This window comes from Methanolobus sediminis (genome assembly GCF_031312595.1).
Lineage (GTDB): Archaea > Halobacteriota > Methanosarcinia > Methanosarcinales > Methanosarcinaceae > Methanolobus > Methanolobus sediminis.
In genome coordinates this window covers 863,344-889,444 of record NZ_CP133592.1, presented here as the reverse complement: position 1 = coordinate 889,444, position 26,101 = coordinate 863,344, and the positions used below count along the sequence as shown (strand labels likewise).

General features: G+C 44.9%; 31 protein-coding genes and 1 tRNA gene. 22 read left to right on the top strand and 10 right to left on the bottom strand.

The genetic code is table 11. The features are described 5' to 3' along the window. Nucleotides 1–43 precede the first annotated feature (43 nt). From RE474_RS04215 to RE474_RS04125, 19 genes are all read left to right on the top strand, one after another. Entirely contained in the window at nucleotides 44–1,030 is a 987-nt protein-coding gene (locus RE474_RS04215) for a hypothetical protein (RefSeq protein ID WP_309311730.1), read from the top strand. Then, nucleotides 1,030–1,485, top strand: coding sequence for a structural cement protein Gp24 (locus RE474_RS04210; RefSeq protein ID WP_309311729.1), 456 nt, complete (start codon nucleotides 1,030–1,032; stop codon nucleotides 1,483–1,485). The genes RE474_RS04215 and RE474_RS04210 overlap by 1 nt, the downstream gene beginning before the upstream one ends. A 10-nt stretch (nucleotides 1,486–1,495) precedes the next feature. Beyond that, nucleotides 1,496–2,362 (top strand): encapsulin, encoded by an 867-nt coding sequence (locus RE474_RS04205; RefSeq protein WP_309311728.1) that lies wholly within the window; start codon nucleotides 1,496–1,498, stop codon nucleotides 2,360–2,362. A gap of 9 nt (nucleotides 2,363–2,371) precedes the next feature. After that, a complete protein-coding gene (locus RE474_RS04200) occupies nucleotides 2,372–2,548 on the top strand; it encodes a hypothetical protein (protein WP_309311727.1) in 177 nt (58 codons plus the stop codon). 6 nt (nucleotides 2,549–2,554) lie between these two features. Continuing rightward, nucleotides 2,555–2,929 (top strand): hypothetical protein, encoded by a 375-nt coding sequence (locus tag RE474_RS04195; protein WP_309311726.1) that lies wholly within the window; start codon nucleotides 2,555–2,557, stop codon nucleotides 2,927–2,929. 2 nt (nucleotides 2,930–2,931) lie between these two features. Then, nucleotides 2,932–3,285, top strand: coding sequence for a hypothetical protein (locus tag RE474_RS04190; protein WP_309311725.1), 354 nt, complete (start codon nucleotides 2,932–2,934; stop codon nucleotides 3,283–3,285). Further along, entirely contained in the window at nucleotides 3,285–3,557 is a 273-nt protein-coding gene (locus RE474_RS04185) for a hypothetical protein (RefSeq protein ID WP_309311724.1), read from the top strand. The genes RE474_RS04190 and RE474_RS04185 overlap by 1 nt, the downstream gene beginning before the upstream one ends. A gap of 4 nt (nucleotides 3,558–3,561) precedes the next feature. Further along, complete coding sequence (locus tag RE474_RS04180) at nucleotides 3,562–3,993, top strand: HK97-gp10 family putative phage morphogenesis protein (RefSeq protein WP_309311723.1); 432 nt, start codon at nucleotides 3,562–3,564, stop codon at nucleotides 3,991–3,993. Beyond that, nucleotides 3,990–4,370 carry a tail completion protein gp17 gene (gene gp17 / locus RE474_RS04175; protein WP_091938224.1) on the top strand — a complete coding sequence of 127 codons (381 nt, stop codon included), beginning with the start codon at nucleotides 3,990–3,992 and terminating at the stop codon, nucleotides 4,368–4,370. Before RE474_RS04180 ends, gp17 begins: the two co-directional genes overlap by 4 nt. A 4-nt stretch (nucleotides 4,371–4,374) precedes the next feature. Next, complete coding sequence (locus RE474_RS04170) at nucleotides 4,375–5,169, top strand: hypothetical protein (protein WP_309311722.1); 795 nt, start codon at nucleotides 4,375–4,377, stop codon at nucleotides 5,167–5,169. Nucleotides 5,170–5,171: 2 nt separating this feature from the next. Continuing rightward, the gene (locus tag RE474_RS04165; protein WP_309311721.1) at nucleotides 5,172–5,531 is read left to right on the top strand and encodes a hypothetical protein; all 360 of its coding nucleotides are present in this window, start codon (nucleotides 5,172–5,174) and stop codon (nucleotides 5,529–5,531) included. A 71-nt stretch (nucleotides 5,532–5,602) separates the two neighbouring features. Then, nucleotides 5,603–5,794 (top strand): hypothetical protein, encoded by a 192-nt coding sequence (locus RE474_RS04160; protein WP_309311720.1) that lies wholly within the window; start codon nucleotides 5,603–5,605, stop codon nucleotides 5,792–5,794. A 2-nt stretch (nucleotides 5,795–5,796) separates the two neighbouring features. Further along, complete coding sequence (locus tag RE474_RS04155) at nucleotides 5,797–7,989, top strand: phage tail tape measure protein (RefSeq protein WP_309311719.1); 2,193 nt, start codon at nucleotides 5,797–5,799, stop codon at nucleotides 7,987–7,989. Next, nucleotides 7,986–8,318, top strand: a complete 333-nt coding sequence (locus RE474_RS04150; RefSeq protein WP_309311718.1) for a hypothetical protein — start codon at nucleotides 7,986–7,988, stop codon at nucleotides 8,316–8,318. The genes RE474_RS04155 and RE474_RS04150 overlap by 4 nt, the downstream gene beginning before the upstream one ends. Beyond that, nucleotides 8,318–9,769, top strand: a complete 1,452-nt coding sequence (locus tag RE474_RS04145; protein ID WP_309311717.1) for a hypothetical protein — start codon at nucleotides 8,318–8,320, stop codon at nucleotides 9,767–9,769. Before RE474_RS04150 ends, RE474_RS04145 begins: the two co-directional genes overlap by 1 nt. Beyond that, nucleotides 9,766–10,425, top strand: a complete 660-nt coding sequence (locus tag RE474_RS04140; protein ID WP_309311716.1) for a hypothetical protein — start codon at nucleotides 9,766–9,768, stop codon at nucleotides 10,423–10,425. The genes RE474_RS04145 and RE474_RS04140 overlap by 4 nt, the downstream gene beginning before the upstream one ends. Continuing rightward, complete coding sequence (locus tag RE474_RS04135; protein ID WP_309311715.1) at nucleotides 10,425–11,324, top strand: hypothetical protein; 900 nt, start codon at nucleotides 10,425–10,427, stop codon at nucleotides 11,322–11,324. The genes RE474_RS04140 and RE474_RS04135 overlap by 1 nt, the downstream gene beginning before the upstream one ends. Before the next feature lie 8 nt (nucleotides 11,325–11,332). Continuing rightward, a complete protein-coding gene (locus tag RE474_RS04130; RefSeq protein ID WP_091937763.1) occupies nucleotides 11,333–12,247 on the top strand; it encodes a hypothetical protein in 915 nt (304 codons plus the stop codon). A gap of 8 nt (nucleotides 12,248–12,255) precedes the next feature. After that, nucleotides 12,256–14,997 (top strand): hypothetical protein, encoded by a 2,742-nt coding sequence (locus RE474_RS04125; protein ID WP_309311714.1) that lies wholly within the window; start codon nucleotides 12,256–12,258, stop codon nucleotides 14,995–14,997. On the opposite strand, the gene RE474_RS04120 is transcribed toward RE474_RS04125, so the two are convergent. The 10 genes from RE474_RS04120 to priS form a co-directional block, all read right to left on the bottom strand. Beyond that, nucleotides 14,980–16,188 (bottom strand): tyrosine-type recombinase/integrase, encoded by a 1,209-nt coding sequence (locus RE474_RS04120; protein WP_309311713.1) that lies wholly within the window; start codon nucleotides 16,186–16,188, stop codon nucleotides 14,980–14,982. The genes RE474_RS04125 and RE474_RS04120 overlap by 18 nt on opposite strands. A gap of 78 nt (nucleotides 16,189–16,266) precedes the next feature. Beyond that, a tRNA-Ser gene (locus RE474_RS04115) sits at nucleotides 16,267–16,383 on the bottom strand. Nucleotides 16,384–16,432: 49 nt separating this feature from the next. After that, nucleotides 16,433–17,653, bottom strand: a complete 1,221-nt coding sequence (locus tag RE474_RS04110) for a TIGR00375 family protein (protein ID WP_309311712.1) — start codon at nucleotides 17,651–17,653, stop codon at nucleotides 16,433–16,435. A gap of 5 nt (nucleotides 17,654–17,658) precedes the next feature. After that, a complete protein-coding gene (locus RE474_RS04105; RefSeq protein WP_309311711.1) occupies nucleotides 17,659–18,435 on the bottom strand; it encodes a proteasome assembly chaperone family protein in 777 nt (258 codons plus the stop codon). Then, a complete protein-coding gene (locus tag RE474_RS04100) occupies nucleotides 18,432–18,596 on the bottom strand; it encodes an RNA-protein complex protein Nop10 (protein WP_154809852.1) in 165 nt (54 codons plus the stop codon). Before RE474_RS04100 ends, RE474_RS04105 begins: the two co-directional genes overlap by 4 nt. Nucleotides 18,597–18,602: 6 nt before the next feature. Then, nucleotides 18,603–19,400: a translation initiation factor IF-2 subunit alpha gene (locus RE474_RS04095; RefSeq protein ID WP_309311710.1), complete on the bottom strand. Its 798-nt coding sequence runs from the start codon at nucleotides 19,398–19,400 to the stop codon at nucleotides 18,603–18,605. Nucleotides 19,401–19,416: 16 nt separating this feature from the next. Beyond that, on the bottom strand, nucleotides 19,417–19,596 hold the full coding sequence (locus RE474_RS04090) for a 30S ribosomal protein S27e (RefSeq protein WP_023845697.1): 180 nt from the start codon (nucleotides 19,594–19,596) through the stop codon (nucleotides 19,417–19,419). A 5-nt stretch (nucleotides 19,597–19,601) separates the two neighbouring features. Further along, a complete protein-coding gene (locus tag RE474_RS04085) occupies nucleotides 19,602–19,880 on the bottom strand; it encodes a 50S ribosomal protein L44e (protein WP_309311709.1) in 279 nt (92 codons plus the stop codon). A gap of 27 nt (nucleotides 19,881–19,907) precedes the next feature. After that, a complete protein-coding gene (locus RE474_RS04080) occupies nucleotides 19,908–20,606 on the bottom strand; it encodes a hypothetical protein (protein ID WP_309311708.1) in 699 nt (232 codons plus the stop codon). Further along, on the bottom strand, nucleotides 20,596–21,768 hold the full coding sequence (gene priS / locus RE474_RS04075; RefSeq protein WP_309311707.1) for a DNA primase catalytic subunit PriS: 1,173 nt from the start codon (nucleotides 21,766–21,768) through the stop codon (nucleotides 20,596–20,598). The genes RE474_RS04080 and priS overlap by 11 nt, the downstream gene beginning before the upstream one ends. Before the next feature lie 98 nt (nucleotides 21,769–21,866). Between priS and rqcH the strand changes: the two genes are divergently transcribed. From rqcH to RE474_RS04060, 3 genes are all read left to right on the top strand, one after another. Then, complete coding sequence (gene rqcH, locus RE474_RS04070) at nucleotides 21,867–23,858, top strand: ribosome rescue protein RqcH (RefSeq protein WP_309311706.1); 1,992 nt, start codon at nucleotides 21,867–21,869, stop codon at nucleotides 23,856–23,858. 2 nt (nucleotides 23,859–23,860) lie between these two features. Beyond that, nucleotides 23,861–24,904 carry an mRNA surveillance protein pelota gene (locus tag RE474_RS04065; RefSeq protein ID WP_309311705.1) on the top strand — a complete coding sequence of 348 codons (1,044 nt, stop codon included), beginning with the start codon at nucleotides 23,861–23,863 and terminating at the stop codon, nucleotides 24,902–24,904. A 526-nt stretch (nucleotides 24,905–25,430) separates the two neighbouring features. Then, nucleotides 25,431–26,003 carry an acetate uptake transporter gene (locus tag RE474_RS04060; RefSeq protein ID WP_309311704.1) on the top strand — a complete coding sequence of 191 codons (573 nt, stop codon included), beginning with the start codon at nucleotides 25,431–25,433 and terminating at the stop codon, nucleotides 26,001–26,003. The last annotated feature ends 98 nt before the right edge of the window (nucleotides 26,004–26,101 follow it).

Genomic DNA, 26,101 nt, shown 5'->3' with positions numbered 1-26,101 from the left:
TGTATAATCTTTTTATACCCGTTGTATTTGTACTTTAACGCCGATGGCTATCACTATTGAAGGTACTGCATTTCCACTAGGCGAGATAAATAAAAACGGATGGGGAATTCCATTTTCAGAAGCAGATAATGCCATCTCCTCTCTCAAAGGCTCTGTACTTCGTATATGCCCACGGGATGCTCCCCACGAGTGTGACTTCTCTGAAGATCCTAATGCTGAGATTGGCAGGGTTGTCGATGCCTGGCGAGAAGGATCGGAGATCAAAGCAAGAGCATCGGTAACCGACTCCGTGGCTGAAAGAAAGATCCAGGACGGAACCTGGGAAAACACATGGAGTGTCTATTCTCTGGCCGATTCTATCGATGATAACTGGGCCAGCGGAGTTCAGGCCAGGTCCCTTACCCTTGTCCAGAATCCTGCATGGGAGCAGGCAACCTGGAATGTAGCTGCATCCGATGACGGAAAGGTAGCGGTACGTAACATTCATCAATTCAAAATCATCGCATCAGGTGATCCTGTGACAGATAACAAAGACGATTCTAACAGCGGTGGAGATTCTTCACCGGACGAAAAACTTGCTGAGCTCGAAAAGGACAATGCAGCCAAAGATAAGGATATAGAGAATCTGAAAGCTGCTAAAGCAGAACTTGAAACGAAGGTCACCGATCTCGAAAAGGTGGTCGCTTCCCATGAAAAGGACAAGGCCACATCCGTTCCTCTAGAACAGGTGCAGGAGCTGGTGGCAAGTAAAGCTGATGAGATTGCCACTGCTAAAATCGTAGCATACAAAGAAGAGCAGAGGAGAGACCATGCAATGGATAGTCTCACTGCTGCCAGAAAAAATCTGAATCTCGAAACAAAGGATGAAGATTACCAGCACCTGTCAGCAGCGGATATCGAAAAGCTTGCAGAGGATCTGGGAAGTATAAAGCTCGGAGCAACGGCTGGGAATGTCAAATATCCTAGCTCAACAGGCATGGGTACCGTTGGAAGATGGGACAGCACCAAGAATGAATGGGTGGTGGACTAATGGCATACTCAGGCGTTGTGAAACCAGCAAACAAGATCGTAGCTGGTGGAAGTCCTCTGGAACAGGAGCTTAAGATTGAAAATGCCACGAGCATGTATCCAGGCAGGCTCGTCAAGAAAGGTACCAACGATGACGATATGGTTGTGAACACTGCAGCTGGTGCTACACTGGGATGGCTCGGATACGAGCAGACCAATCCTGCATTCATGCCCACTGACGTCGATACCATCTACGCACTGGATGACATGGCTGCTGTCCTCTATGGAGGCAGTTTCCTGATCGTTGGCAGCCTTGCATCAGGTCAGAACGTGACAAAAGGTGCACGCCTTAAAGCAGCTGCTGATGGAGAGCTTGCAGCCGGTATTGTCGGAACAGACGAGATCGTGGCCATCGCTGAGGAATCAGTGGATGCAAGCTCAGCTGCTGCAGATATTGTAGTACTGAGTCTCATATGAGGTGACAAAAATGACAAACGCACTCGCAACATTCTCAAAAGAAATAGACTCCTCTCTTGTCCCTGCTCTCAGGAACGCACTTATTGGGAGGAAACTGGTACATGTGACCTCGGAGAAGGGATTCGGTATAACCTCTGTTGACTGGGGTAAAATCACCGATGTCAGTGACGGATACGTATCATATGGTTTCCGGGACGGGAACGAAGATAAGATCGAAGTATCCCTGACCAACTCAAAGATACCTGTTTACTGGAAGGACTACACAGTTGACAGGCGCATTTACGAGAGCTGGCTTAGAAGCGGAGTGGATGTCGATAAAGCATCTTCCATTTCTGCAGCATACAAGGCAGCAAAGGCAGAGAATGCAGCCATTATGATGGGTGTCAGCAATGACGGTACTAATTATGACATGAATGGACTTTACCAGGGAGCCGGTAACGATTATGCAGTAAGCAAGGACTTCGGGACATATGGCAATGCCACGGATGCCCTGGCAGGTGTCTATGAACTCATGGACGATGATGGCATTCCTGTTGACAGTCTTTCATTCAACTGGGTACTTGCAACCACACAGCGCAGGCAGCTAATGGCCAGCCGTAGTGCAAATGGTATCAAGGAAATGCCGGATATTCTGGACATGCTCAACGGTGGACAGGTGTTCGGTACCAACACACTAACAGCAGGCACAGGTTTTGTATGCCCAACAGAGAACGTCGGAGAACCTTATGTCGACTTCTACATGACATCAGATTTCAAGACAGAGCATGGCGTGGACTCAAAACATCCAGACACAGGTGATCTTAACGGTCGTGTCTACAGTGCTGGAATCCTGAGAATAAAACAGGACGTAGCCATCTGCAAGACCAGTGCAATCTGAGGTGAGAACATGGTCAAGGTCCAGGTCAAAGTGAAAAACCTTGCTATCGATATCGATGGAAAGGAAATGAAGTTCAGGCAGGGAGATATGTTCGATATTCCTGCAGAAAGAGCTGAAAGAATGGGTAATACCCTTGTGGTACTCGAAGAAGAAACAACCCCAAAGAGAAAAGCAACCGGAAAGTGAACCTAGATGCTATGCTCGGTGTCAGAAGTAAAAACGATCGTATCTCCGGAATCCGTAACAGATGATGATATACTTGCCATCATAACTCACGCATCGGCAGAGATCTCTCTTGAAACCGGTGCGAGTACGGAGAGCACGGAACCTGCACTGAACATAGCCTGCATACATCTTTCAGCTGCAACCGTTCTGGAACGAATGAAGTACACCGGTGAACTTGCAAAGCAGGTCAAACTGGGGTCCGAACAGCAGTCAAACGATGTTGATGCTGACATACAGATGCATCGTGAGAAGGCCACTTCATACATAAACAGGTACAAGCATCGGGCTTTCTCAATCCCATATGGAAGAAGTGGTATCAGAACGGTGAACAGCGAGGAATAGGAATGACCATCCATACCATTGGTCTGATCCACGAATGCACCATTATTTCAAGGACCCAGGCCGGGACAGACGAATACGGTTCTCCTGTCTATGCAGAGAACAGCACCGTATCACCATGTCGTTTTCTGACATCCGATGATTCAGGACAGATCAATATACTTGAAAGCGGGGAGCATAGTGTTTCAGAGGTTTCTGTGATTTTGCCATCTGATATTGTTGTGGAAGTAGGTGATACCATAAGCAGCACGGTTCCTGGTTATTCCCATTCTTATGAGGTGTTGTCTGTCATACCGATCACCCGACTGTTCAACTCTATTGTTCATCATTACGAATGCAAGCTCAAGGCGGTGGAATAATGGAGATCGATTCTGACACTTATGACAAGATAATTGAGACTCATAACGATGTCAAGCACGTTCGTGCAGGCATTGACAAAATGAGCTGTCAGCTCGATGACCACGAGAAAAGGATTCGTGTACTTGAGAAGTGTTCCATCGAGGATCACGAAGAAAGGATCCGTCTGCTGGAAGAGCGACAGAACCGCTGGCTGGGAAGAAATGCTTTTCTCGGCCTGGCAGTGGTTGTGTTCCTGCAGCTGGCAGGGATTGTGGTGCAGATAATCAGGTGATGATATGTTCCAGTTCAAAGTCAGAGGAATGGAAAAGCTGCAGAAGAACCTGCAGGAGCTGGGCAAGGACATTGCCGACATTCTGGAGGAGGGTGTGCTTGCAGGAGCTGATGTTGTTGTGAGGGCTGCCCAGGAGAATTCCAGAAAGGGAGGTGATGATTTCCCACACAGAATAACAGGTAACCTGTTCCGCAATCTCGCAGAGGTCAACCCTGTGTCTGTTGAAAAGTCGAACGAACGATGTGAGGTGATGGTCGGCTCCACCATGAACTATGCAATGCGTCTTGAGAAGGGATTCAATGATACCGATTCCCTGGGAAGGAGATACCATCAGCAACCACGACCGTTCCTCAGACCTGCTCTGGATGAGAACACCGACGAGATCGAAAAGGCGATCAGCATCAAGCTTCAGCATGTGATCAGGAAGTATAGATGACATCTGTTCATGGAGCTCTTCGAAATCTGCTATTGCAGGACAGTTCAGTGGCTGATCTTATCAGCGACAGGATATATCCGCTGAGATTACCGCTTGATTGTCAAATGCCAGCGATATCCATCCACAAGATAAGCAATCCTATCGACCATGTGACCGGTTTTGCAACTCCAAGGTATCAATTCTCCTGCTGGTCCGGGACATATGCCCAGGTACAGCAGTTATCAGATGCCGTCATCGAATGTCTGAACCGGTACAAAGGTGTGGCCGACGGGAATCCCATCAAGCAAATAGCGTACCTTGATTCGCATGATGCTATAGAGGATGGTTCTGGCATTTTTCACATTCCGATAGATTTCAAGATCATACATATGAGGTAATAACATGGCACAAACAACCGTACAGAACTCAAATGCCATCCGGTTTGGATCCGGAAAACTGGAGATAGGTACATCCATAGGATCGCTTGTCAATATCGGCGCCATCCGTAATGCAGTGTTCAAGGAAGAATGGGAGGATGTCGAGGTAAAATCCGACAATGCCGGTATCGTGAAGGTTGGAATCAAGGAACATGTCGCATACATTGAATGTGACATGATGGAAGTGGACCTGGAAAACCTAAACACCATAAGAGGTGACCTGGACACATATTCCACGGTTGCAGGAACTCCTGTATCCGTGACCGATGAAACACATACTCTTGAAGGCACTGATTTTGTAAAGCTCGATCACATGAATGGAGATGGGACTGAAGTTTCCAGCATTGTGGTTACAGATGCATCAGACAATGCAGCCGTCAGGAACACCGACTACGTAGTAGCAGTTGATTCCGATGGATACACCTGCATTGCCAGGATATCAGATTCTACGGTCATCTCTGACGGTGAAGGTATCAAGGTAGATTATTCCTACACTCCCAGCTCTGCTGCCACTCTTACAAGCGGTGGTAAGACCTCAATCTCGGATCGTGTGGTTCGTATCACCAACGCCGATGAGAACGATAAGATCTTCCGCATCACACTCTACAAGGCCACGGTCAATGAAGGTCAGAACATCGAGTTCCCTGCAGACGATGGAGACGATCCTGCAATGCCACATCTAAAGATGAAAGGTATGCTGGATGTTAGCAGAACAGCAGGTGACCAATTGTATGAGATCTACGATGAGCAGGGGGTCTGAACATGAGCTCTGATATCATGAAGGATTTCGATACCATTGCACCGGTGAAGCGGATTGCAAGGATAGGTGGAGAAAAAGTTGATGTTTCGGTGTTTTCAACACGTGCAACCCTGAAGCTAATTGATATGACAGACTCTCCTGAGAAGATTCACAATCTTGAAAACGGCAAGAACATCGAGAGTTTTGTCGAGGTGGTTGCAATTGCCTGTCAGCGTTCAAATCCAAAGATAACTGCGGACTGGCTCATGGATAATGTGGACATGTTCACCCTCGTTGAGTTCTCAAAGTTCGTCCTAGAGCCTATCATCCAGAAACTAGAGGAGATAAAGCCGGCAGAGGGTACAGAAAAAAACTGTCAGTGACCATCGGGGACATCTTTGCCCAGATGGGGATCATGTATTCATGGGCCACCCCTAGCCATCTTCTAGACCAAATGTCCACGGACCAGGTCATGCTCTACTACGAAAAAGGAATGCAGGCAGTTGAGATGCAGGCCAGGGTTTTCTGGGCTGTGCTTGGAGAGGCTTTGGGTGAACAGGAAAAGATGACAGAAGTGAAAAACGCTGACAGACCGGACCTGAAACGATTCTACGAGCTGTACGGTAACAAGATAAAAAGAGGGTGAAAATGACTTCTATCGGTGAACTCATTGTTTCGATCATTGGAGACGTGAGCCAGATCAAGAAAGCATTTGATGAGGTGAGTTCACAGGCCAGCCAGATGGGAAAGAAGTTTCAGGAAACTGGTAAGCAGATGACCTCTGCCGGAAAAACACTCTCCGCATACGTTACGGCTCCAGTTCTTGGTCTTGGAGCTGTGGCTTTCCATACAGCTTCCTCTTTTGATGATTCCATGAGAAAGGTCAAAGCCATATCTGGAGCTACTGGCGATGAGTTCAAGCAGATGACAGACCTTGCCAGGGAACTTGGCCGAACGACCCGTTTCTCTGCAAGTGAAGCTGCCGAAGGTATGCAGTATCTTGCGATGGCGGGTTTCTCCACTTCAGAGGTAATGGAATCCATCGACGATATGCTTAGCCTTGCTGCAGCAGGAGCCATAGACCTTGGTACTGCTTCAGATATCGCATCAAATGTGCTTACTGGTTTTAATCTGCAGGCAAGTGAAGCCGGAAGAGTAGCTGATGTCCTTGCCAAAGCATCTGCTTCCTCTAACACCGATATTACTCAACTTGGACAAGCAATGTCCTATGTTGCACCCCTTGCTGCTGCAATGGGGATATCCATGGAAGAGACTGCTGCCATCATCGGAAAGATGTCAGATGCAGGTGTTCAGGGAAGCCGAGCTGGTACTGCACTACGAGGTGCTTTGACACGGCTTGCAGATCCAACAGCTGAAGTTGCCGGAGTGCTGGAGAAATACCAGCTAACCCTTGCAGACGTGGATCCCACCACACAGTCTTTCACAGACATCATTGGAACACTAAGCAAAGTTGGTCTGTCCACAGCAGATGCCATGTCACTCTTTGGACAGGAAGCAGGGCCTGGTATGGTTGCATTGTTATCCGTAGGGTCAGATGCTATTCATGATCAAACAAAATTGCTCGAGAACTCCGCTGGTGCTGCAGCTAAAATGGCAGAGGAAATGGAAGGGGGACCAGGAGGTGCTATACGTGAGCTCAAATCCGCACTTCAAGATGTCATGATAACTTTCGGTGATGTGATCGCTGAAGGACTCATGCCACTGGTCAGTGCCTTCATTGAGATTCTCAACGTTGTATCTGGAATTCCAAAACCAATACTCAAGGTCATTGTAGCAGTAGCAGCCATAGCTGCAGCCATTGGACCAGTGCTGATTGTAGCAGGTTCTGCTATCGGTGCTATCGGAACAATAACAACCTTCCTCGGTGGTGCCGGTCTGGCTGGTGCTTTGAGTAGTATAGTTGCGATTATAACAGGTCCAGTAGGAATAGCGATTGCTGCTCTTGCACTGGGTGCTATTCTGATATGGAAGAGCTGGGACAAAGTATCTCCAGTGGTTATGGATACACTGGAAAACATCCGTACTGCAGTTGAACCGCTCATTTCCATTGTACAGGACTTTGTGTCCAATGCCATGAACAGAATAAGTGATTGGTGGACTGAGAATGGTGATACGATCACATCTGCGGTGGCTGTTATAGCATCTGCTCTTGGGACATTGGTCTCATACATTGCAGACCATGTAGTCGATAATGTAATGGTCTGGCTGCCTCTGGTTCTGAAAACGTTTGAATACGTGCTTGGCCAGATACTCAACCTAATTCTATTATTTGCACAAATACTCACGGGAGATTGGGCAGGTGCATGGCAGACATTGCAGAATATTGCCAAGAATAGTATGGATTTCTTGTACTCCATAATATCGAGTGCATTTGATCCTATACTTTCGATATTTTCAACCGCTGGTAGCAGCTTCTATCGTTCAGGAAAGGACCTGATACAGAACTTCATCAACGGAATAAAGTCGATGGTAAATCCGTTGACATCTACGGTCTCAGACGTATTTTCCGGCATTTCCAGATACCTCCCTCATAGTCCCGCAGAAGTTGGGCCATTATCCGAGTTACCAAACTGGGATGCGTTCTTTGTATCTCCTCTCAAAAAGTCCATTGGAAATATGGATGGAGTGCTGGCCTCGGGTTTAACCAATGTAGCTGGATCTTTTTCTACAAGCACAAGTACCACTAATAATACATATGCAGGAGATGAGTTCGTGGTTCAGAATGTCAACCTCTCTGCAGATTACCCCTTCGAGAAGTTTGTCCATGACCTGGAGAAATACAACAGGCAAAAACGTGTTCAACGGGGTTATGGCATATGATTGTTACTTTCGATGGTTCACCTGTATCTGTGATAAGGGATACGGAAATTGCGGTTGATTCTCCTTTCAAGGAAACGACCTTGCTTTCCGGGAAAACGTACATCCAGGCATCTCCTGAGCAGAAGTTCGCCAGGACTTTTGAGTGCTACACAGAGGTATTTTCCGAGATATCCACTCTGCTGGGAAAACTCGGCTCGCCAGGTACACTGGTAATTGACTCCGATTCGTACACCAGCTGCTACATTGTTCCTCCGCTAAAGTATAAGGAACTGATTATGGGCAGTGGAAAGTATACTTACACAATCAGTTTTGGGAGGCATACTGCATAATGGTTGATTTGAACACATATCCTCTGGAATCCCTGAAAGTTTCAAAAACCATCAAGGACGCTTTCTGGCAACTGGAATCACATATAGTAGATGTTTCCATCCCGGTCAACTATTCAGATGTGCTTATTGAGCTGGAAGACCAATCCGGAAACAACAAAGCAGTATTTTGTGGCATCACGGCCCCTGATGAATCATATGATCTGAAACTTGTGGAAGAAACAGTCGATATCTATGCCTATGACCTCAGGTGGTTCCTATCCCGCCAGTTCGTACCTGGCACTCAACTTGTACTGGCAAGCATAGATGATATCATTACCTATATCGAGGACTTGCTTGGTGGAAGCAACTGGGCTACAGTGACAGGCGTGGAACCATACAAAATACGTTCTCCCGATTCTGCAATTACAAAAAAAGAATTCATCTTCAATCCAAATACTTCAAAACTTGATGCCATCGCAGAGATTGCGGAGTATTACAACTGCATTTTCGAGGTCAAATGGCGAAATGCAGGAACCGAACAATCTCCTGATTGGATTACCAGTGCCTATTTCATCAGGTCAGGAGAGATTGACGATGATACAGATGGCCTGGACCTGCCATTGCCTGCAGTGCTGGAGAAAACGGACAATGATATTCTTGAGATCACGGTGGCTAACTCCTCCGATGATAAGTACAACAGAATCATCGCCAAGGGGTCCGATTCCTCCGGCAATTGGTACACAGGAGTAGTGGAAAGTACCAATGTCACAAATGGGACAGCAAAGCCCAGGGAGTACATGGAATACCCATCTCCATATGTGACCAGCCAAGCCAGTGCAGACCAGCGTGCTTCTGAGCTTTACGCTTTATTCAATTTTCCTGTAAAGAGGATCTCTGCAACCCTTACAAAAAGACATGATCTGGAACTGTATCAGCTTGTCAAGTTCGATGGCTGGACTGAATATACAGATGTACTTTACACAGTAGGTATGACCGGGGTCAACTGGGTAAGGATAGTTGAGATTTCTCACGTAAAAACCGCCACGTCCTCTGAAGTGCACATTGTTTGTGTTCCGGACAGGGACCTGAGCCACAGCAGGCTGAAAGGCTACTCGGTGTCACCCAATAGTGTGGACATTACAGAATCTATTGTCATGGATGTACTGGCATCGCAAGCAACCACAGAGATTGGTGTGGCTACACTCCCTGAATCAGGGTCCTCGGCATCTGTTGCATTGAACAGGGGAGGTACGATTACTGCAAAAGTGCTTGGTTCTGGTGAGAGTATTGTTCTCCCCATCAACAATGAGCGTGTTATTGTATCTGGTGGAGGAGGTGGTTTCAGTAACCCTGCAGAAGAGGATCTGGACATGAATGGGTTTAAGGTAAAGACATCCAGCACAGGCAAGGATCTGATATTCGAAGTACCAACTGGACAGAAGATAGTCTTCACAAGGAGCACTGAAGAATGAGCGTAGGCAAGATAACAAACTCACAGCAGGACATGGTCTACGTCAAGGTCAGACCAGAGACAGGAGTGGAACTAGAGACAAGGACAGGCGGTACAGCAGCATGGGACGAAACCACAACCACCTTTGGCCAGGCTTTCACGGCAGAACACTATTTTGGTCGCATCAAAATAGTGGTACACGATGCGGGTGGGAAGAATTTAGTAGCAAGGCTCTACGATTCTCCGGCAAAGGGAGTGAAATATGTCGAGACTATCTTCAAGGAAGTTGACCAGGAAGAGGTGCTTCACTGGATATTTGACCCGATGGGGCCAGGCAGCTACTACTGGGAACTGGAGATATGGAGCAGCAATGATCCAACATTCAGGCTCAAGACCTACGATGGTTCTACTTTTAGCGGGGCTTACGAGGATGGAAGTGTGCTGTCCGGCAAGTCATTTATGAGTAAGATCGTGTACTGCGAGGACACAGAAGTAGAAAGGCAAGTAGCGATGACAGGAGATACGGTGGACAGTGGGACGACCACGGTAAAATCAGGTTCTCCATTAGGGCAGATAAACACGGGAACAGTAGTAGGAAACATATCACGTGAGAGTGATGAATTGAACAATGGAGGAACGATTTTGAACGGATCATGGTTCATGGAGGTGGATGATTAATGGCAGGAACTTTTTACAGTGGAGCAAAGGTGCTTGCAGACTTGATAGATGAGATCGCTGACAAGCTAATAGCAGAAGGCTGGACGGATGGAGACACAACATGGGACACCACGGACAGGACGGTAGGTGCAAATAACGCAAGAAGGTGCCTGTACCACTCCACAGATGACATATATCTGACCCTGGAATGCCATGACCAATCATATTGGGTATATAGTACATCATACCAGGCAAAAGGATTGAGGATTGCGTTCCATTCAACGTGGGATTCGGTGAACCACACATACCCGAACATGGACTATCATACCTATGTTCCGTTCTTTGGAAGAAGCAGTACAACGCCAGTGACTAACTGTTTCTCGACTCAGCTAACATATTATTGTTGGGTGGATTCTACAGGATTTGTATTGATGGCAAGACCGGAAGCGAACTCAACAGATAACCTGCAGGTTTCAGCAATTACTGTGGTAGAAAGGATTGCCAGTAAAGAATACAGCGATGGCCTGACGAATTTCTACAACTACACGAAGTTGAATTACGAAGGCTGGAGGAACACTGCCGGGAACTCTCTTGGAAGATGTCATAACATGTGCAGGCCATTCACCTATACAAATTCCTGGAGCACCGAAGGCATCCAGTTCTGGCACGCTGATTATCATGCGTTCAAGAGCGATGGTAACGGGAAGGTCTACTATGCAAAGCCCCTGATATTCAACGACCAGGCAGAGACAATGCCCATAGGTCAGAGCGAACTGTTCTTTATGTTCTCAGAAGGTGGCGGCCTTGTGGATGGAGATGTAGTAGCGATAGATGGAGCTACAACGAAGTTCCTGTGTATAGGAATGGACTCCCCAGACAACACAGGCAGGGTAAACTACGCAATAAAGTATGTAGAGTGAGGTAAAAAATGGGATTTACAAGTGGAGCAAAAGTATTACCTGACATCGTGGATGAGATCGCTGATGCATTGATTGCCTCTTCTGTGAACTGGGTAGAGGGAGATGCGACCTGGGACACAACTGATCGGAGCACAGAAGCTACGTTGGCTAGAAGATGCTTAAAATATACAGGCGATTCAGCAGACATCTGGATGACGCTGGAAGTTCATAACTACAAGACAAGCGAAGCCATAAGGTATCAGGGAAATGATACTGGTGCACAGGGATTAAGAGTTACGTTTACATCAACTTGGGACTCTATAAACCATACCTGGGGAGACACAAAATTCCAGACATTTATTGGATTTGAGGGAAGGGACTGGTCTTATGATATGTACACCGACATGGCAACCCTTCAGATAAATTATTGGCTGTGGGTGGATTCTACAGGGTTTGTGGTAATGGGCAAACCGGAACCTTCAAGCAACGACAGGCAGTCAAGTTTCATCTGTGTAATGGAGCACATGGGCACCAAAGAATATTCTGATGGCCTGACAAATTTCTATTGTTATACTACCAGGAACGCATGGTGGGCGGGTACTGGGGAACACTCTGGATTGGAAAATTACAGGATGACCAGGCCATTCTCATTCCAGGACAGGGATGAAGACGATGGCATACAGTTCTACTATGACACGCCATACGCTCGGAAAAGCAACGGGAACGGAAAAGTCTATTTCATGAAGCCTGTGATACACAATACAGCAAATAACAAGACCCCGATATATCAGTCGGAGCTGTTTTTCAGGCTGTCAATAGATGCAGGACTGGTAGACGGGGACGTGATAGCCATAGATGGAGCAACGACTAAGTTTCTGTGTAAGATGCTCACATCTCCAGACCATTCAAATGTGCTGGCGTTCGCTATGAAATACGTGGCCTGAGGTGAAGCATGGCATTTGATGCTGTCGTGTTCGGAACTTATGTTGTGGGCACAGGATTCACTGTGGGAGATTCAATATCATCAGGCGGATTCAGGTGTTTCATAGTGCCACAGGCCACAATAGGCGATGCACCTCTGGATGTGACTATTACTTATGTAGATCAGTTTGGCAATTCACAAACAGCAGACGTTAGCACTTCAGTAGAAGCCTATAAGACATCAGGCAGTCACATAGAAATTGCTCTTAATGCAGGTGACACAGGGATCCGGAGTGTATCGGCAGTATCAGTGACAGGCGGGACAACTGGTGATGAGTTCACGCTTGAGAGCTGGAATGAAGGTTTAGGTGGTTCCCTTGCATTGGAGTCATCAGATGCAAGCCAGCCGGATTCAAATACAGGACTGATTGGTGTAAGGGAATTTTCACCGGCTATGCTGCTGGAAGAGGAAACAGAGAATGACCTGATATTCACAGAAGGAGTCACTACGTTAAACGTGGACTATGATGGCGATATGTTCATGCTCCAGACAGAGCAGATCGACATCTATCCAGAGAACTCAGCCCACGTAGATACAGATGATGGATTCCTGCCAGGCCTGCTTACTCTGGATAATTCTACAATGAGCATGAAACTGGACCTGGCCGATGAGAGTGATTACAACAAGGTGGATGAGACCCACATGAACAAAGGGTTTGAGATAATCGCATCAGGCTTTATCCAGATAACCTTTGACTATGATGTAGTGCTGAATTCATCGTACTTCATTGCAGAGCTTGTGGACAGTGAAGGTACTGTGAAGTGGAGCAAGACAGGGACAGCTTCTGGCACTGGCCAGGTGGTTACCTTTGTAGACGATTACTGTGTATTCCGGGTCAGGTGCATTGCTCCGAATTCTCCTTCGGTCTGGACTTCGCCTGTGGATCCTTGGGACAACCACATGTACATAGGCAACGTGGTACTGGACAGGTACAAGACTTCAGGCTACATTGAGCAGACGGGTTACAAGTACAAGGAATCCATGAAAGCCTTGAGGATAATAGATCTTGGCTATACACTGGGCACAGCTGATACACAAGTGAAGGCTCAAATCGATGTAGGTGACAGTCTGGCATCCACGTCAGGATTTGTAGGCCCGGACGGGACATCAAGCACTTATTATACAGACAACAACGGGAAAATATGGACAGGAACGGCTGCTGGTAAATACTGGAGAACGAAAGTATGGTTAACAGGTGACGGAAAGTACACGCCTTCATTTGACTTTATCCGGTATTATTTCGACATGTGGATAAAGCACAGATTGCTCAGTTTCCCGGACACGAACCCCGCAACAGTGCTGGTCCCGGTTGATTTTCATCCACTGGTAATAGAGAGTTCACAGGTCAATCAACCGGACAGTCAATTCTTTTATTGGTCTAAAAACGAGATGCTGCACTCGGCTCTAACGACAGACATAGAGATATCATTGGAGCACACCGCAGACGTGGACAACAAGACTGGTGAGATTGGCCTGAGCACATACAGGATTAACAAAGAAGTGTTCGATGCTACAGATTTTGTATATGGCTGCATCACAAGCGGAGTGGTGTTCAATAACAATACCTTTGAACTAGAGGAAGAGGAAATTGAACCGAACTATTCAACAGAAATAGATGAGGATGACGGGTTCCTGTCGTGCAATGGCACCGTTGATGCAGGCAATAAAGAGCTGAAAATAGATCTGTTGGCAGACACTACATACACGGTGATAGATAGTAACTATCCGAATCATGGCTTTATATGGCAAGAATCAGGTTTTCTATCAGTGGAGTTTGATTATGATGTGAACATCAACTCGAGCTACTTCATACTGGAGCTTCTGGATGCAGACGGAACTGTGGTGTGGTCGAAGAACGGAGTAACAAGTGGGACAGGTCAAGTGGTCGCTATGACTACGACCAAGTTGCACTTCAGGCTCAGGTGTAAGGCAAATTACACGACACCGACAGAATACTCAGAAGGCATAACACTAAGCAATATCAAGATAACCCGGTATCCGCTAGCTGGATTAATTGAGATGCCCTGGTACCTGTGGAAGGAGCATAACAAGTCCCTGGACCTGTTCTATTTGTCAATTACAGAAGCAGCAGGCTGTGACATAAGGGCACAGATTTATATCAGTGATGACCAAAGCGGAACACCAAACTCAGGCTGGATCGGGCCGGACGGCACAAGTTCCACGTCCTACGGTGCAGGTTACAAGGTCATGAATAACGCAGGCTATCAGGGGAAATACTACAAGCTGAAGATAATGTTCAGCTCAGATGGTATGCACACACCGATATTCCATAAAATAGAGATACTGGAGAACGTCTATCTCTATCTCCGACTCCTGCCTTTGTCAACATCATGGTCAGAATCGACCGTAGGAGTGGTTATGTCTGGCTATGTTATAGACCAGAATGGCGACCCAATACAAAATGGGACAAAGGTGATCCTTGAGAGCACATACGTGTTTGGAAGGGATACGATGGGTGCAGTGAATTCAGACACAGGTTTCTATCAGGTATTTGTAAAGGATGCCTATTACGACAAGAGGCACCTGATATTACAGGTAGCAGGTAAGACTACGAACCTGTCCCTTCAGGGATATGGAACACCTGAAGCAGTGGATGCCACTACAGGGAACCCAACAAACCAGGACCTGCAGTTCTGGAAGGCACCGCTATGCAAGTCCGTGGCTCATGTTGATTCACTCGTCACTTATTGAGGTTGAAGTGCTATCAGACAATGCTTCCTTCAATTTCCCCAGGTATCCCTGTAATTCCTGAGCATCCTTTGGATCCTTTGCACCAATCTCAAGAAGCAATTGCATACCCAGTTGTTGCATTCCATCGATATTTGTTGCTGCAGCTGCATTAAGAGCCATTCCACAACTGCTGCAGAAATCAGATGTTGGACCGTTCGTGGTCTTGCAACGAGAGCATTTTCGAGGAGTAAGCTCCGAAACCTTATCCTGCTTTTCCTTCAGTCCATAATGTTCAAGAATGGTGTTGTCAACCTGAGCACCCTGAAGATGAAGATATGTTCCAGACATCCTTGTCCCGTGCTTCCACCCCATATGCATCTCAAGCTGTGCCTGTGACATGAAACCTGCATAATCGGTTGCTCGGGAATGTCGAAAAAGATGGTTGTATACCCTCTTCTTAATACCCGCTTTCTTTGCTGTTCTTTTAATCACCATTCGGATAGCTCCATACTTCATTTCCTTTCCGAAGTTTCTGTGACCAATGTTTACCCATAATGGAGCATCTGGGTCGTCTCTGAGAGGATGAATGTCCAACCACTTGGCAATGTATGGTGCACTGAAAACCAATCTTACTCTTCTCATGCCTGTTTTGCCTTTAACCATCACAAAAGCACCAACTTCATCGAAGACAACGTGCTTTATTTTTGCTTCACCGATTTCACCCACACGAGCTCCTGCATCATACCAGCTCGCAGCAATTGCTTTATCTCGTGGGTGGTTGGCACAGTCAATCATACTCATACACTCCTCTTCTGTAAGTAGTTCCTCTGGGAGCATTTGATCAGATTGTTTGATAGGGGTCTTGATCCACTCGGTCATTTCTGGTTCTTTTCCGCCATTGAGCCAGCGGAAGAAACGTTTTATTGTGACTTTATATCCCTGTTTAGTCCATGGCTTCTTATCAGATCTTTCCAGCTCTGCCAAAAAGCGATACATATCGCTCATTGTAATCTCATCGAAATCCTTGTCAAAATTCTTGCTGAGTATGTTCAATTGACTAAGGTATTTCAGAATTCTTGCATCGGAAAGACCCTCTGCGTACAATACGTTCACAAAAGCAAAAATAGTGTCCTTGTTCTTTTGTGAATAATCTGCTTCTATTATCCTTTGTTCAGCAGTTTGAATACTTTTCTTATAGTTGTATAGTCCCATATCCACTACTTCCTCTTCCCTGCATATAACTTGAAAACAAGCAGGGTGAAAGTGTTGGGCTTTTAACTATAGTTTTTACGCCGAGGTTGGGATTCGAACCCAAGCACTCCTTCCGGAGAAACCGGTCTCGAGCCGGTCGCGTTTGGACTCCGGGGCCTTTAAGCCGGGCGGATTAGTCCGCTCTGCCACCTCGGCACATTGGATTTGAAGGCTGTAATATCTTAAAAAGCTATCGAGGAAAACTCTAAAAGTCAAAAAGGGAACTCTGGCTCTTTTTAGGAGCGATTTCTTCTTTATTATCAGTTTCTTCGGGAATCTCGATATGTCCGTACTGTCCACCGCCACCCGGATGGATTATAAGCCTCTTTTCCCGGAATGCAAGTATTGCATTTGAAACACGTTTGTCAAGGAATCCCATGTCAGCAATTTCTGCATTCAGGAGGACATTGAGTTCATTTCCGTACCGTTCCATCAGTCCGTTCCAGGCAGTCTGGACACCTTTTGTATTGATACTGGCATGTCCAAGTGCAGTCATTATTATTTCAGAAAGCGGCATCAGGTGAACATAAGGTGGTCTGTGCTGTGGATGTTTAGGAGTATCAAAAGTTGCCAGTTCGTTAACTCTGTCCTTTACTCCTTTTTTAATTAGGCCACCACAATTGCTGCATTTCCATTTCAGTTCATGGCATTGTTCCAGTGAGTAATGTGTGTAGCACTTGATACATGCAGATTCATTGTATTTACCTTCCTGCGGATAGAAACCTGCATTGTATGTGACTCCATAACCTTCTTCCCTGAGAATAGCTTTTTGCAGTCCTTCAAAGGATATTTCCGGGACATTTATCTGGTTGAACTCCCGTGCCAGTTTATTGGACCATGGTGAATGTGCGTCTGAATTTGACAGAAAGGTGAGTCTTTGCAGTTCTTCTATCCTGTCAGCATAGTCGCTGTCAGCACTGAGTCCTAGTTCCAGGAATGAAATATAGTCTGTCATGTCTCCATAACAGCTTTTAAGGCAGTCGTGATATGCGTAAAGTGCTGTCCATGGGGTAAATGCATGGCATGGGCCAATGAGTGCTTCTACATCCTTTGCTATTTCGGCTATCTCGCAACCATTGAGTCTCACAGTGGGACGGCCATCTGCTGCAAGATTGCAATATCTACTGATTCTTTCTGAGAGTTCTTCTGCCTTGGATATTGAGGGCAGCAATAACAGATGATGAACGCGGCTGCTATCCTCTATTTCAGTAGTGATTATAAAATTAGTTTTCCCGATGGCTATGGTCTCATCATCTATGGATGCTTTTTTTATTTCCTTTAGCCATTGGGGGTGGGTGCAATCTCCTGTTGCAACCAGATCTATGCCTTTTTTCGCTGCTTCTTCTGCCATTAATGGCAGTTCCATTTTATTCGAGCAAGCCATCGAATATTTGGAATGCAGGTGCAGGTCGGCATTGATCAGCATTCTTATTAACCGATGTATCTCAGGTCTTCATCTTTTACGGTGCTCATCTCCGGCATGCCTTTCTGTTGCTGCTCAACTTCCTTGAGTCTTGCAACTATCTTTTCCATTTCCTTGGCACGCTCTTCAAGTGGACCAACGTCGATGTCAATGTCAAATATCCTGCATATGACTTTGAGGAGTGATTGTGCACTCTTCGGATCTACAAGATATCCTGATGTAAGTCCCATGAGGCAAGCTGCATCTATGTTCTTGAATCTGCTGAGTCCCAGCAAAAGGCCAGATGCTCCTACAATTCCGCCTCCTGGTTCGTTCTCCTTGAAGTTGACTCCGTATTCTTTAAGTTCATCAATAAGATCGATGTTATTGACAGCTCCAAGTACTTCGTCAGAATAAGTAAGTTGTCCTGTTGGGAATCCTCCAAGAGTGTATATTCTCTTAATTCCGAATTCCATTGCAAGATCAAGGTAAACAGTACAAAGTTTGTAATGACCTTCAGTTGAAGAACTCTGATGGTCACCTATTAGCGCAATAATATCGTGTTTTTCCGTGTGGCAAACAAACATCTCGTTGTTCACAAGCTGTATTTCGCTGTTTTCATCAACAAGAACCTGAGGTGGGAAATGATGTGAATATATCTCCAGAAGTTTTTCTGCTTCAAGCTCTTCCACCAGATGTTCAGCAACAAGTTTTCCTACGTGTCCTACTCCTGGCAGGCCCACTATAAGTACCGGATTGTTAAGCTCCACATCTTCTTTTATGTGTATTACTTCTATTTCCTTCACAGGTTACCCTCCCTTCTTGCTATCCTGCGATATTTGCCGTAAGGGTCCAGTGGGGAAAATCTTGCAGGTTGTGGCCTGAATGTATCAGATCCACATTTCGGGCAGACAGCCTCCAAAGTATATCTGCCGCAATTCCTGCATTTGAAGATCTTTTGTCCCAAAGGGTCTCACGCCTTAACAGTGTCATTATGCCTGTGGAATTCGCCTTTTCCACCAAGCTTCTCAATAGTATCTATAGCTGCGTTTGAGGACTTCTTGAGCACGGATTCAGCTTTCTTGTAGTCAGGAGCAATTACCTTGATCCTATATCTTGGTGCACCAGTATAACTGATGTCTACTTTGACTCCTTCTTCCTCAATTTCATTTCCTGCTTCAAGAGCCAGTTTAATGATCTCTATTCCATCAGGCAGATAGCAATTGAGGTCTATGTATCCGGCAATGTCTACAAATGGCAGTTTAATATTGCTCTGAGCAACCTTTACGATGCTTGTGACAATCTTCTTCTTCATCTTTACATCGTTAAAAGCATCTTCGCCACTCATGGCTGCTTCTTCGAATGCAGAATAAAGACTGCCGAAACTCTCCAGCAATTTTGGTTTGATTTTTTCCATCTCATCATTGCTGGTTCCCGTTTCCTCTGAAACGAACTGAAGCCACTTGAATGCCTTCTGCTCGTTCTTCCAGTCCTGTATCTTTGCACGTTTCTGGTGCTCGTTGACATCTTTAAGGGACAGGTCGATGTGGCGACGTGAGGGGTCCACATTCAGAACTTTGCAGACTACCTTCTGTCCTTCGCGCACATGGTCTCTTACGTATTTGACCCATCCGGCCTTAATCTCCGATATGTGGATAAAACCTTCTTTTCCATCGAATTCTTCAAGGGTTGTGTATGCACCGAAATCAGTAACATTCTTTACGGTACAGACAACAAAGTCCCCGCTTTCAGGCCAGTTGTTATCATCCATTATAAATCACTTTGATCTACTCGAGTACTTCGAGTATGTGTGTTGTGATTGTTGACTTGCCGCCGGTAGGTTCCGCAAGTGTCCTTCCGCATACAAGGCATGTTACCTTGCGGCTTGCACTGCCGAAAATTACCTGCTCGTTCTCACAATCATTGCATTTTACACGTAAGAATCTGCTTTTTGGTTTGTTTATCATGATAATCACTCTGCGAAGTCGAATTTCTTTGCTCTGAAGCATGGTCTCTGGTGTGCCTTGTTACATTCTGTGCACCTGTACCTGAGCCATATTCTCTTTGTTGGCTTGTCTCCACCAGGCACCTTTGAGAACTTTCCACTGTTTCCAATTCCGCTCTGGCGTTTCTTCTGTCTTTCGATGTGTGTAAGTGTTGATGCCTTACCCTTCTTTACTCTCTCAACAACATGCTCTGTGTGTTTTTTGCATGAAGGGCAGTGTGTTCTGAATCTCTTTGGAATCCTCATTATCTTCACCTAAATATGTTATTAATTTTACAGGATTATTTGTGCCACGTTGCGTTTGATCAGTCCCTTTGCATTCAGGGTCGGTAAAACGACAACATCTTCGGCATGTAATGTGTAATTGCGATTATCCATAGCCTTGAAAGTAGGCAGGTCCTCCAGTATTCGCACAACAACGAATTCTTTATTTATATTACTTTTGCCTATTTCATCTTTATTGCTGGTCTCAGATGGCATGTCCGCATTCATATGTTCTGAACTTTCGGCATTGAATGCGTCTGGTATTTTTACAGTAGCATCATCTTTAATATTTCTTGATGCCTCTTTTTTATCCTTGTTGCTTGCTGCCTGTGGATCAAGTATTGGTATCAGCAACTCTGAGCGCGCTGAATTTATTGCTGTGAGTACCGAATCATATACTTTTTTCTCTTCCGGAAGTAATTTGCTCATGTCCTGGGTAGGCGGCATGCTGGAAAAGGCATTCGTTCTTGCATAGTCTATTATTTTACGTATGCGACGCATGAAAATAATCTCAATGTCGGTAATAGCACTTTGTAACTCATTGTCAAGCATTTTAAACTCGACAGAGCGGGGATTATCTATTTTAGTTAGCTCCTCTTCCAGTTCTTTGAGGTATTTCTCAACATCCCTGTAAAAGCCCGGGTGCAGAGATTTGAGTGTGGAACTACCTTCATCTCTCAGTACGTTCTTTAGCTCATTACCGTCCATATTCTGCAACACCTCTGCACATAAGGTAAATTGCGGCATATTCAGGAACTTCCTGTACACCTTCCTCGACCATCAGGTCATTACCTTTCATCTGCACAGCAAACGGTTTTATTACTTTTATTCTTACCGACTTGTCACCAAAGACAACCGCATCATTAAGCGGTTCAAAAGTTTCAAGTTCATCAATTGAAAGTGCAGTTACTTTCATCCCTGATTTTCCATGAAGCGAACCCGGAAGCCTGATCAGTCTCTTAATATCTGCAGTTACAGGTTCGTCCACACATGCTGCCATCTGCTCAACACCCTTATTGACAATGGTCATTAGAATCTCTTTCTTGATGCCACCAAGGGCATCCATTTTCCCTTTCTTCAAAGCAGCAACCCTGGATTCATCCTGAAAATTATCCACAAGCTTTTCTGCAGTGGTCTTTCCAATTCCTTTGAACCCACTTAATATCTTTACTGCATCTTCATCCTTTGCAATTGAACTAAGGTATGTGATAAGATACCGGTTGATCCGTCCGCCCCAACCCCCGTCATCTTCTGATGGGAAAACTGCTATCTTGGCAGATTCAGCACCTGCGTCACCGGAAATATCTTTCTTGGAAAATATTCTGTCAAGGTTCAGTCCCTTTGAACTGACATAATCAACAATTTCTCTTCTCTCCGCACTTCCAAGTGAAAGTACAGACTCTTCGCTGATGTGGAAGTGATAACCTCTTCCTCCTGAGAACACAGCATGAACCTGTTCTTCCCTGAACCCGAAATCATCCATCAGGAACTCAAGGAGTTTCAGCGTTTCTTTCTTTCCTTTTTCAAGCATGTCAGCGTAGGAATTTATTCCTCCGGGCAGGTGGTCTGAATCAATATCAAAAATAAGATCGGCTTTAAGCCAGTTCTTTTCCTTCATTTTAGGAGCGCCAGGATACTCATAATACGCAACAGAATAATAGGCATGCGCAGGTCCGATCCCGCGCAGGTAATCATGAAGCTCTCCCTCTGAACCAAAAGCACGATGTCTTTTCATGAAAGTATCCTGTCCGCTGGTAAACTCAATGAAACCCCATTCTCTTGAAGTAAAATCGGGTGGCAACTTTATGTCTGCCGTAGAATAATAGTTCTGAAATGCAGATACCACGAACTGTCTTGTCCTTTCATCCATCTTATGCCTGTAGCTCCTATTTTGTAATCGTGCTTTGATATTAAATCTGCTTTATGCGTCATAAACCTTATAGTCACCGTCTACATTATAGTCCACGCATGAAGAAGGAAATGACGAGTGCTGATGTAGCTGCCCTTGCCCTTGAGTTAAGCTCAGGTGAGACATCTATAATAGATGCTAAAATAGCTAAGATTTACCAGCCTGCACCCGACGAGATAAGAATAAATCTCTTTGTCTATGAAAAAGGCAGGGATAACCTTGTGATCGAGGCAGGGAAACGTGCTCATATGAGCCAGCATATCCGTCCAAGTCCCAAGATTCCACAGTCATTCCCCATGATGCTCAGAAAGCACATCATGGCAGGGCGAATCACATTTGTCAAACAGTACGACTTTGACAGGATACTTGAGATCGGTGTTGTACGTGGCGGTGTGGAAACAGTTCTTGTTGTTGAACTGTTCTCTCCGGGAAACATTGTCCTTCTTGATTCCGAGCGAAAGATCATCCTTCCGATGAAACCGGTAACGTTCAAGGGAAGAAGAATACGTAGCGGTGAAGTATACCAATATCCGGAAGCCCAGATCAGCCCTGTTGATGCCAAGGCCAGCGATCTTGAAGCTGTATTTGCAGGGTCGGATGCTGATGTTGTAAGGACCATTGCAACAAGGTTCAACCTTGGTGGAGTGCTTGCGGAAGAGGTATGTGCCAGGTCAGGAGTTAACAAATCCGAACCTGCAAAGGAAATAAGTTCAGATGGAATTCAGGCAATCATTTCTGCTCTACAGGATGTTTTTAAGCCACTGTTGTCAGGTGACCTAAAACCCTGTCTTGTGAAAAAGGATGACAAGGGTAAGGTGAAGCCATTTGATGTGCTTCCGTTTGAGTTATCTATTTACAGTGATTCTGAAAAGGAATCATTCCCTACATTTAATGCTGCTCTTGATGAGTTCTTCGGAAAAGCTGCTGCAGAATCTGTGCAGGAAGCGGTCACAGCTGTCAAGAAAGAAAAGGTTGACGTATTTGCCCGTCGTCTGCAAAAACAGGAAGATGCCATTGAAAAGTTCGGAACGGATGCAGACAAGCAAACCCGTATTGCAGAAGTCATCTATGCAAATTATATTGATATAGAACAGATAATCAATGTACTGAAACAGGCTCGTGACAAGGGTTACTCATGGGATGAGATTAAATCCATCTTGAAAAAGGCAAAGGATACTGTTCCTGCTGCAAAGTGGATAGAGAATATCAATTCAGCAGAAGGGAATATTGTTCTGAATCTCGATGGTACAAGAGCCACTATAGATATTAAACTTACAATTCCTCAGAATGCACAGGTCTATTATGATAAGGCTAAGAAGCTCACCAAAAAGAAAGATGGTGCCCTTAAAGCCATAGAAGATACTAAACTTGCCATGCAGAAACGCGAAAAGAAAGTTTCTAACAAACGCAAGGTCAGTAATAAAAAGTACTGGTATGAGCGCTTCAGATGGTTCATGTCCTCCGATGGATTCCTCGTGGTTGCAGGCAGGGATGCCGATACTAATGAGGAGATCGTTAAAAAATACATGGAAAAGCGTGATATCGTATTCCACACTCAGGATCCCGGAGCTCCTATTACAGTTATCAAGACTATGGGCGAAGATGTGCCTGAGGAGACTCTGCAGGAGACTGCACAGTTTGTGGTTTCCTATTCAAGTGTATGGAAATCAGGCCAGTTCAGCGGTGATTGTTACTGGATAAAGCCTGAACAGGTATCCAAGACACCGGAAACCGGAGAATATCTTAAGAAAGGTTCTTTCGTAATACGTGGTGAAAGGAACTATTTCAGGGATGTCCAGGTTGCTGCAGCTATTGGCCTTGAACTTGAAGGAAGCACAAGGGTCATTGGCGGTCCGACATCTGCTGTCCGCAAATATGGTCAGCATGTGGTGGAAGTTGTTCCGGGTAAATATAACCAGAATGATGTTGCCAAAAAGATATACAAGATATATGTGGAGAAATTAAAAGAGCCAAATTTCGTCAAGCAGATAGCATCACCTGATAAGATCGCAATGATGTTGCCACCAGGTGAATCTGATATTAAGGTGTGAACATGAGAGTCGTAAAGAGAAATCTGAAAGGCAGAGATGGTGAGATTACCATAGTACCTGAAACTCTGGATGATCTCTGGCACCTGAAGTATATTATAGAGAAAGGTGACCTCATATTTGCTCTTACAAAAAGAAAAGCCGACACTTCGGCTGATAAACTGCGACCTGAAAAAGTTGAAAAAAAAACAGTAAGACTGGGTATTCGTGTGGAAGACATTCAATTCCATAAGTTCTCCAATCGTCTGAGAATTCATGGTCTTATTGAGCATGGTATGGATGCAGGCCACTATCACACTTTTAATGTTGAGGAAGGACTTGACCTTTCAATAATCAAAACCTGGAAAAAGGACCAGATAGAACGTATTGATGAAGCTGAGGCTTCTTCCAAGCGACCAAAAGTTGTAATTCTTGCTATTGAGGAAGGAGATGCGGATATAGGTCTGGTGCGTCATTATGGTATCGAATTATATTCTCACATTAGTCAGTCTTCCGGAAAAAGAAGTGAAGGCACTTTAAGGGAAGTCTTTTTCCAGGAAATTATCGACCAGTTGCTGCATGCAGCATCAGAATCAGAGGCTGTTGTTGTTGCGGGTCCGGGATTCATAAAAGATGACTTCATGAAGTACCTGAGATCAAAAGAAGCTGAGTTTTCTTCCCGTGTTGTTACAGAGGATACTTCTTCCATCGGAATGTCCGGTTTCCAGGAAGTGTTGAAGCGTGGTGCTGTGGACCGGATCATGGAGGAGTCCCGTATTGCCCGCGAGTCCCGCTTAATGGATGACCTGTTAAAGGAGATTTCTGTGGACGGCAAAGTTGCCTACGGACTTGAGGAAGTAAAGATGGCTCTGGATTATGGTTCCATTGATACTCTTCTGGTTGCAGATGAAATGCTGAGAATGGAACGTGAAAAAGGCGATATTGATTCATTTTTGCAAGCAGTAGAGCACTCGCAGGGGAAAATCGTTGTTTTTAGTACGATATTTGAGCCCGGTCAGAAGTTGCTTGCGCTTGGTGGAATTGCTGCTTTGCTGCGTTTTAAAATTTAGTATTTTTGAATTTACAGTCTTCTTTCTTCTTTGAAAAAGCAGAAAATATGTACGATTTTGGTATATAAAGTTTCCGTCTTGATTTTGTAAGAAATGTGCATAACATACAAATAGCAGACTCTCTGGAAATATATCTATTATATTTTATATTTAATTTGTATTTTGTAGGTTTTTTTGAGTGTATTATTGCTAAAAAAGCTGTATTTGGTTCTTATATTAATTTTAAGTCTTTATTTCTTCGTTGTTATCGGAAAGATAGCTTAATCTTTAATATTCTATTTTATCATAATCAAAAATGATATATACTTCTATTTTAAAGTCATTAGCAGGAGGTGAAATAGGTAACACTTGATGGAGGTAGCAAGCAGTTACAAGTAACACTTGATGGAGGTAGCAAGCAGTTACGTATTACACTATTTGATGGTAGAGAATTTCTGGCGTTTAATTTTATGGTCAGTATGAACAATTATACAAATTTGAATATTATATGATATTTATCCAATTTATCTTAGGGAAGTGATAAACTATGGAAGGAGAAATTACAATTAAAGATTTGTCTGCAGCAAGTCCGGCAGCAGTAGGTTTTTACGGTCTTGGTTTTGCAGCAACATTCGCAGGATTATTGAACTCAGGCATGTTCTCAGATGCTCTTATGGTTATTGCAATGGCAATAACACTTGGTGGCGTCGCAGAAGTATTAGCAGGATGGCAGCTCTGGCAGAAAGGTGATACCTTTGCTGCAACAGCATTCACAATATTTGGTCTCTGGTGGTTTGCATTCTCATACATCAACCTTGCACCAGCAGGACTTTGGGGTGCACCAGTAGATGCAGCAAGTTCCGCATCAATGGGATTCTTCACACTCGTATGGGGTCTCATCGCAACATCACTCACAATTTGCACACTCAAGATAGGTGTGAAGATGATCACTGTGGTCTTCATAGTGCTTGACCTCACATTCTTCAGTCTTGCACTTGTGTTCTTCGGAATGCTTCCATTGGCAATTGCAGGAATTATTACCCTGCTCACAGGCATTGCAGCACTTTATCTTGCAACTGCACTTGTATTTGACTCAGTTGGACTTAAGTTGCCAATTTAAGTGTAAGTTTGAATAATAATAAACAAGACTAAAGCAAATGATCGGTAGCTTCTACCGGTCAATTAATTTCTTTTTTTTTTTAAAATTCAACATATCTT

Excerpts from the sequence above, each read along its gene's own strand:
- RE474_RS04130 (WP_091937763.1), top strand. The coding sequence starts at position 11,333 with ATGGGATTTACAAGTGGAGCAAAAGTATTACCTGACATCGTGGATGAG.
- RE474_RS04120 (WP_309311713.1), bottom strand. The coding sequence starts at position 16,188 with ATGGGACTATACAACTATAAGAAAAGTATTCAAACTGCTGAACAAAGG.
- RE474_RS04095 (WP_309311710.1), bottom strand. The coding sequence starts at position 19,400 with ATGGATGATAACAACTGGCCTGAAAGCGGGGACTTTGTTGTCTGTACC.
- RE474_RS04110 (WP_309311712.1), bottom strand. The coding sequence starts at position 17,653 with ATGCTGATCAATGCCGACCTGCACCTGCATTCCAAATATTCGATGGCT.
- gp17 (WP_091938224.1), top strand. The coding sequence starts at position 3,990 with ATGACATCTGTTCATGGAGCTCTTCGAAATCTGCTATTGCAGGACAGT.
- RE474_RS04140 (WP_309311716.1), top strand. The coding sequence starts at position 9,766 with ATGAGCGTAGGCAAGATAACAAACTCACAGCAGGACATGGTCTACGTC.
- RE474_RS04145 (WP_309311717.1), top strand. The coding sequence starts at position 8,318 with ATGGTTGATTTGAACACATATCCTCTGGAATCCCTGAAAGTTTCAAAA.
- RE474_RS04060 (WP_309311704.1), top strand. The coding sequence starts at position 25,431 with ATGGAAGGAGAAATTACAATTAAAGATTTGTCTGCAGCAAGTCCGGCA.
- RE474_RS04195 (WP_309311726.1), top strand. The coding sequence starts at position 2,555 with ATGCTATGCTCGGTGTCAGAAGTAAAAACGATCGTATCTCCGGAATCC.
- RE474_RS04150 (WP_309311718.1), top strand. The coding sequence starts at position 7,986 with ATGATTGTTACTTTCGATGGTTCACCTGTATCTGTGATAAGGGATACG.
- RE474_RS04080 (WP_309311708.1), bottom strand. The coding sequence starts at position 20,606 with ATGGACGGTAATGAGCTAAAGAACGTACTGAGAGATGAAGGTAGTTCC.
- RE474_RS04205 (WP_309311728.1), top strand. The coding sequence starts at position 1,496 with ATGACAAACGCACTCGCAACATTCTCAAAAGAAATAGACTCCTCTCTT.
- RE474_RS04135 (WP_309311715.1), top strand. The coding sequence starts at position 10,425 with ATGGCAGGAACTTTTTACAGTGGAGCAAAGGTGCTTGCAGACTTGATA.
- RE474_RS04160 (WP_309311720.1), top strand. The coding sequence starts at position 5,603 with ATGTCCACGGACCAGGTCATGCTCTACTACGAAAAAGGAATGCAGGCA.
- RE474_RS04190 (WP_309311725.1), top strand. The coding sequence starts at position 2,932 with ATGACCATCCATACCATTGGTCTGATCCACGAATGCACCATTATTTCA.
- RE474_RS04210 (WP_309311729.1), top strand. The coding sequence starts at position 1,030 with ATGGCATACTCAGGCGTTGTGAAACCAGCAAACAAGATCGTAGCTGGT.
- RE474_RS04180 (WP_309311723.1), top strand. The coding sequence starts at position 3,562 with ATGTTCCAGTTCAAAGTCAGAGGAATGGAAAAGCTGCAGAAGAACCTG.
- RE474_RS04155 (WP_309311719.1), top strand. The coding sequence starts at position 5,797 with ATGACTTCTATCGGTGAACTCATTGTTTCGATCATTGGAGACGTGAGC.
- RE474_RS04185 (WP_309311724.1), top strand. The coding sequence starts at position 3,285 with ATGGAGATCGATTCTGACACTTATGACAAGATAATTGAGACTCATAAC.
- RE474_RS04200 (WP_309311727.1), top strand. The coding sequence starts at position 2,372 with ATGGTCAAGGTCCAGGTCAAAGTGAAAAACCTTGCTATCGATATCGAT.
- rqcH (WP_309311706.1), top strand. The coding sequence starts at position 21,867 with ATGAAGAAGGAAATGACGAGTGCTGATGTAGCTGCCCTTGCCCTTGAG.
- RE474_RS04085 (WP_309311709.1), bottom strand. The coding sequence starts at position 19,880 with ATGAGGATTCCAAAGAGATTCAGAACACACTGCCCTTCATGCAAAAAA.
- RE474_RS04065 (WP_309311705.1), top strand. The coding sequence starts at position 23,861 with ATGAGAGTCGTAAAGAGAAATCTGAAAGGCAGAGATGGTGAGATTACC.
- priS (WP_309311707.1), bottom strand. The coding sequence starts at position 21,768 with ATGGATGAAAGGACAAGACAGTTCGTGGTATCTGCATTTCAGAACTAT.
- RE474_RS04125 (WP_309311714.1), top strand. The coding sequence starts at position 12,256 with ATGGCATTTGATGCTGTCGTGTTCGGAACTTATGTTGTGGGCACAGGA.
- RE474_RS04090 (WP_023845697.1), bottom strand. The coding sequence starts at position 19,596 with ATGATAAACAAACCAAAAAGCAGATTCTTACGTGTAAAATGCAATGAT.
- RE474_RS04215 (WP_309311730.1), top strand. The coding sequence starts at position 44 with ATGGCTATCACTATTGAAGGTACTGCATTTCCACTAGGCGAGATAAAT.
- RE474_RS04165 (WP_309311721.1), top strand. The coding sequence starts at position 5,172 with ATGAGCTCTGATATCATGAAGGATTTCGATACCATTGCACCGGTGAAG.
- RE474_RS04170 (WP_309311722.1), top strand. The coding sequence starts at position 4,375 with ATGGCACAAACAACCGTACAGAACTCAAATGCCATCCGGTTTGGATCC.